The sequence below is a fragment of the Okeania sp. genome, from assembly GCF_983059655.1.
This window is the reverse complement of the sequence record NZ_CEZPJD010000443.1, coordinates 1-6398: the sequence shown is the minus strand read 5'-3', so window position 1 is coordinate 6398 and position 6398 is coordinate 1. Positions and strand designations below refer to the sequence as shown.

The window sequence follows — 6398 nt, the reverse complement described above, 5'->3', positions numbered from 1 at the left end:
CTGACCGCTATTGCCTACTGCCAAATGAGCTGCGCACAGCGCTATACTTTTAATGCTACGCTCTTGACGTGCGGAATGTGAGCTAAAACCTTTATCGGGCAATTATTTGAGATTAGATCGGTAAACCCTAACTAGGATCTGCTGAAAAAATTGGTTGGTGAGGGTAGACACGGGGACGCGGAGATGGGGGGAACAGGTAACGGTTTCAGTCATTTGCGGAGATTCTATTATTGGTGCGATTGATATCATTATTTCAATCATCTTCTTCTCTGACAACACCTGATTTTTCCTTCTTCCTTCTTTCTTCTGACTTTTGCCTTATTTAGTATGCAACTTCCAAATTAAAATCCGACCTCCTTCACCGCCACTAACTAAAGTTTGACCATCTGGAGTAAATTGCACTGGATGGTAACCACAAAGACTATCTAATAATTTTCCTGTGTGCAAATTCCACAATTTAACCGTACCATCTAGACTTCCACTAGCAAGAATTTGACTATCGGGACTAATAGCAACAGACAAAACTGCACGAGAATGACCTTTGAATGTATTCAGTAACTCACCTGTGCGGACATCCCAAAGTTTTATAGTTCGATCTGCACCACCACTTGCGATCGCTTGAGCATCTGACGTAAAAGCAACTGAATATACACCTCCAGAATGTCCCCTCAAAGTTTTCAGACTCACACAAGTTCCTGCTTGCCAAATTTTGATCGAACTGTCAGCACTACTGCTAGCAAAAATTTGATTTTGAGGAGAATTTTTTGCCGTACTAGTATTATTAACTTTAGCATAAGAGACACAGAAAACTTTATCTAAATGTTCGTGTAATTTGCAAAGTAATTCTCCATTACGTTGATTCCAAAGTTTAATTGTATGATCGGCACTGCCACTTATTACAGTTTGATTATCTGGACTAATAGCTACTGACAAAATAGCACCATTCCGATGACTATAAGGAGAACCTGAATGGCTATAAAATCTGTCTGCAATTGTTTTTTTCTGTAAGTTCCAAGCTAATATTGTTCTATCATCTCCACCACTGAAAACTCTTCTGCCATCAGCAGTAATAGCTATTGTGTATACTTCGGCAGTGTGACCTAAAAATTTATGCAAAAGTTTTCCTGTTTTTAGATTCCATAGTCTAATTATTTTGTCATCGCTGCCTGTTACTAAAGTAAAACCGTGGGGACTGATAGCTACGGTGTTGATAGAAACGTTATGCTCTTGGATAATTTGTACACTTTTCCATAACTGAGAGAGTTTTAAATAGTTTCTAATTTTTGTTTTTGTTGAAGAAGAATTTGCTTTTTTCTTTTCAAATTCTATAACATTATTCAGTGGTTTTGATTGATAGTTAAGATGTGGTTCTTTTGATAATTTTTGAGTGCTTTGATAGTGGCTATTGATGTTGTTGTGAAATATTTTTTCCTGCTTATATTCATTTGATTCTCCTACATTTTGTCTGTTTTTCCATGCTTCTACTTCTGCTTGTACAATGATACTAATATGAGGTACTTTCTCCGGCTCTTTTTGAGTAGATTTTATTTCTTCTAAAGATTTTTTTTCTGCTCGATATACCTGAGCTTTTTGGTTAATATTTGGAGTTGATATATGAGAAATTTCTGTTAGTAACTCTGTAGCTGATTGATATCTTTCTTTTACTAGGTCTTTGACTAATTTATCTAAGATTTTTTCTAGGCGATCGCTAATTTTTCTTCCTTGTTGAACTAGATGCGATCGCCAAATTAATTCTCCACTAAATGGGTCAAATAGTTGGTTAGGTGCTACTTTAGTTAGCAAGTGAATACAGGTCATACCTAAACTGTAGAGATCACTGGCTGGATATGCTTTTCCTCCGCGTATTTGTTCTATTGGAGCATATCCTAATGTACCAGTCATAGTACCAATTTCAGTTGCAAAATCCTGACTATTTAGTTTGGCAACACCAAAATCTATTAAGACTAATTTATTTTTTTCTTTTTCTTGTGATTTTGAAGTATTAAATCGTAATATGTTTTCTGGTTTTATATCTCTATGAATTACTTTTTCTTCGTGAATAAATTTTAATAATGGCAATAATTCTAATAATATTTCCCAGATTTGATTTTCGCTAAATACACCTTGTTCTTCTAGTTCTTGGAGAAGAGTTTTTCCGGCGATAAATTGTTCTACTAAATAAAGATTTTCTTGCTCTTCAAAGTAAGAATATAAAGTAGGAATTTGAGGATTATCTCCCAATTTTAATAATTGCTCTGCTTCTCTTTTAAATAATTCTGATGCTTTCTCAGTAGAAATTAAGTTGTGATTTTGTGGAAAAAATTGTTTGACTACGCAGAATGTATTAAATCTATCTAAATCCACTGCTAAAAAAGTTCTGCCAAAGCTGCCATTGCCAATAGGTTTAATTACTTGATAATGTCCTCGCAGTAACAATTTTGAACCGCAAGTTTGGCAAAATTCTACATCATTGGGATTTTGAGGTTGTTGGCAATGTAAATTGAGGCAATAGCTCATAGAAAAAAATTAGTAAATTTAATACTTAATAGGAATTTGTACTGCTTCATTCATCGGATTTGTTATATATTTTGTAAGCATTTAGCGGTCAGCATTCAGCTAGCCTCCTGCGGAGGAACTACGTTAACAGCTATTAATTAATTACTTTTATATTTTTTTTATTTTATAATAATCTTATAGATACTATAGTATCCATAATTTACTTAAATTCTCATAAAAATCAGTAAATTAAATAAAATTTTAATGATTCTTAGTCAATTCAGTATTGACTATAACAAAATAGGTATGGTATGAATCTTTATTAAGAATTAAACTGAGTTTTATTATGGAAAATAGTGGTTGGCTTGATTTACTGAGTGGTGGTTTAGCGGTAGCAATTTTAATTGGAGGATTAATATTATTATTTAAAGGTATTTCTTCAATGCCAAAATAAAAACTTTTCTCGTAGGAGTCAGGAGTCAGGAGTCAGGAGTCAGGAGGGAAGAAAGAAGAACATAAGGAGAAAGTTTTTTGATGACTAATTATCCGTTAGCGTAGCTCCCCTGGAGGGGGAAAATTATATAAAACCTTGGGAAGCTTTTCTGAACTTTTCACCCGTTTGTTATAGTAGCTTAAGACTTATGCTGATGATAAACCGGATAAGAGGAAATGTTTTTCCCACTGTTCCCTGTTCCCTATTCCCTATTCCCTATTCCCTGCTATAAAATAGAAAAAACTTAACTAAATCCAAAAATAATGAGTGGGCCAACCCCTGACGGATTTTATGAATTAACCTCTGAGTTTGATAACTTTCAGCTAACTCCAGGATTACTTGCTAATTTACCTGGTGGTCTACTTGGTTTAAGTGGCAATGATTCAATTATTGGAGGTATAAATGCAGAAATTATTAATGGTAATCAAGGCAATGATACAATCAACGGAAATCAAGGAAACGATACGATATTTGGTGGTAAGAATTTAGATTTAATTTTTGGTGGCGATAATGATGATTTCCTGAGTGGAAATTTAGGAAATGATGAGATTCATGGCGATGGGGGAAACGATGTATTAAGAGGAGGAAAAGAAAGTGATTTTCTGATTGGTGGCACGGGAAATGATACTTTGTATGGAGATTTAGGAATAGATACTTTGACTGGAGGAACAGGTGCAGATATTTTTGTACTTTCAGAAGAAGCAGATGTAATTACAGATTTTGAAGTAGGCGATCGCTTTGGTTTAACTTCGGGTTTAACAGTTAATGATTTAATCATAGAAACTGCTATGACTGAGGGCAATGATACTTCGATAAAAATCAGGGAGTCGGAACAAATTATAGGTATAGTTTTAGGTATTTTACCTACTGAATTAGATAGCAATAGCTTTTTTTCTCTCGAACTAGAATCCAATGACAACCGCAACAGCAGTTTTCTAGAAACTCAAACATTATTATCAGAAAATATCCGTATTTCTCTAGACTCATTACCCATACCTTTTGCCACTGATAGTGCTTCTAATCCTGCCGATATTATTCCTGTTCCCGATAATCCAGTTTTGCAAGTTCCCGATGGATTTACTGTTAATGTATTTGCCGAAAATTTAGAAAGTCCTCGTTGGTTAGAAGTTACTCCCACAGGAGATGTATTAGTAACAGAAACACCACTCAATCAAATACGTTTATTACGCGATACAGATGGGGATGGTACTGTCGATTTTTCTCAAGTTTTTGCCGATGCAGAAAATGGATTAAATCAACCTTTTGGCATGGCATTTACCGAAGATTATTTCTATGTAGGAAATACAGATTCAGTAGTACGATATCCCTACAATATTGGGGATTTAGAAATTAATGGTACTGGTGAAAAAATAGCCGATTTACCAACAGGAGGTCATTGGACTCGAAACTTAGCAATTTCTCCCAATAATCAACTTTTTGTTTCTATTGGTTCCCTCTCCAATGTATCTGTAGAACCATTACCCAGAGCATCAGTTCAAGTAATGAATTTAGATGGTTCTGATCGACAAACTTTTGCTTTTGGTTTAAGAAATCCTGTGGGTTTAGATTTTCATCCAATTACAAATCAACTTTTTACCACTGTAAATGAACGGGATGGGTTAGGAGATGATTTAGTTCCTGACTATTTAACAGGATTAGAATCAGGTGAATTCTATGGCTGGCCTTATGCTTATTTCTTACCTAATTTAGAAGACCCAAGAAGAGCAGGAGAAAATCAAAATTTAGTAGCTGAAACTCAAACACCTGATGTATTATTTCAAGCTCATTCTGCTCCTTTAGGACTGCAATTTTATGATGGAGAAACTTTCCCGGAAGAATATCAAAATGGAGCATTTGTAGCATTCAGAGGTAGTTGGAATCGTCAGGAACCCACAGGTTATAAATTAGTTTTTGTACCCTTTGATGAAAATGGTAATTCCACTGGAGAATATCGAGATTTTTTGACAGGTTTTCTGGATGTTTCGGAGGAAACAACTTGGGGTCGTCCGACTGGTTTAGAGGTTTTGCCGGATGGGAGTTTGTTGTTTACTGAAGAGATGAATAATCGAATTTATCGGATTCAATATAAGTAAGCATTCAGCCGTCAGCTGTCAGCTATCAGCCATTGCTTTTAGTTGACCATAAAAGCTTTATTAATTCTCTTATTACAAAAGTTGGCTCCCTTGCCCTTAAAGTCTATTTAAATTTAAACACTATCCCATAAGATATAGTCTTGTTGCTTTAACGCAGTTTCTCCGTAGGAGGCTGGATGACTGCTAATAGCTTAATGTTTACCAATATAATGTCCAGTCAAACAGTTATGATTAGGTTCATAGTTGGGATTTATATCATGTTCAGATAATCAGTTATAAAAAAACTTTATCCCTTTTAACCCTTTCTTCTCTCTCTTGGTCAGCATTCCCTCTCTTGGTCAGCATTCCCTCTCTTGGTCAGTATTCCCTTGCGTCTGACGCCGACGCGGGATCTGACCGCTTGCGTCTGACGCCGACGCGGGATCTGACCCTACTGGAATATATCCTGACCGTAGCAATATTTTATGAAATTAGTATGAGAAAATTGTTAGATAATTTTCAGAAAAAATGCAATACAAACCGCAATAATTAGCAATACAAAAAAATATTTAGCTCTTATTATTTAATTTAAGCTCCGAAATTTAACGGAGAGATAAATAATTGTATTTGGAAAAAATAATGAATATAAATAGTAAGACTTGGCTAAATATTCGTGGAGCGATCGCTACAACAATAGCAGTAACTTCTACATTTGCTATGACATCTGCAGCAACAGCAGCAAGATTAAAAGTTACAGTAGAAAATGTTGCCCCCACTAATGGTTTCTTCTTCTCTCCATTATGGGTAGGTTTTCACGATGGCAACTTCGACATTTTTGACTTAAACCAACCAGCACCCGCATATCTCGAAGCATTAGCAGAAGATGCTAATACAGGCCTCATCACCACCGCTTTTGCTAATAGTGGCGCAGGCAATACTCAAGCTACAATATTTGGCCCAACAGGCCCATTTCAGGTACTTACTGCTGGCGATCGCGCTTCTATGACATTTACTCTAGATGGCAGTCTAGCTAGCAGTCGTTATTTCAGTTATGGATCAATGGGTTTACCAAGTAACGATGCTTTTATTGCTAACGAAAACCCACTAGGCATAAAAGTTTTTGATGAAGATGGCAACTTCTTGGGTGCTGACTTTATTGTTACAGGCGATCGAGTGTGGGATGCAGGTACAGAAGTCAATGACGAAATTCCAGGCAATACTGCTGCTCTTGCTCAAGCCGCTCCGAACACAGGTGTTGATGAAAATGGAGTTGTCACCCTTCACCCTGGTTTTCTCGAAGGTGGTAATATTCTAGCAGCAGTACCTAATGGTGATTT

General features: G+C 35.9%; 3 protein-coding genes. 2 read left to right on the top strand and 1 reads right to left on the bottom strand.

The annotated features are described in order from the left end of the window. Nucleotides 1–318 precede the first annotated feature (318 nt). A complete protein-coding gene (locus AC3DU7_RS21440; RefSeq protein WP_488041332.1) occupies nt 319–2517 on the bottom strand; it encodes a protein kinase domain-containing protein in 2199 nt (732 codons plus the stop codon). Between the two features lie 735 nt (nt 2518–3252). Here AC3DU7_RS21440 and AC3DU7_RS21435 point away from each other — a divergent pair. Both AC3DU7_RS21435 and AC3DU7_RS21430 read left to right on the top strand, forming a co-directional pair. Continuing rightward, a complete protein-coding gene (locus AC3DU7_RS21435) occupies nt 3253–5082 on the top strand; it encodes a PQQ-dependent sugar dehydrogenase (protein WP_488041331.1) in 1830 nt (609 codons plus the stop codon). Between the two features lie 618 nt (nt 5083–5700). Continuing rightward, a partial coding sequence (locus AC3DU7_RS21430; RefSeq protein WP_488041330.1) for a spondin domain-containing protein occupies nt 5701–6398 on the top strand: 698 nt, incomplete at its 3' end.

Excerpts from the sequence above, each read along its gene's own strand:
- AC3DU7_RS21435 (WP_488041331.1), top strand. The coding sequence starts at position 3,253 with ATGAGTGGGCCAACCCCTGACGGATTTTATGAATTAACCTCTGAGTTT.
- AC3DU7_RS21440 (WP_488041332.1), bottom strand. The coding sequence starts at position 2,517 with ATGAGCTATTGCCTCAATTTACATTGCCAACAACCTCAAAATCCCAAT.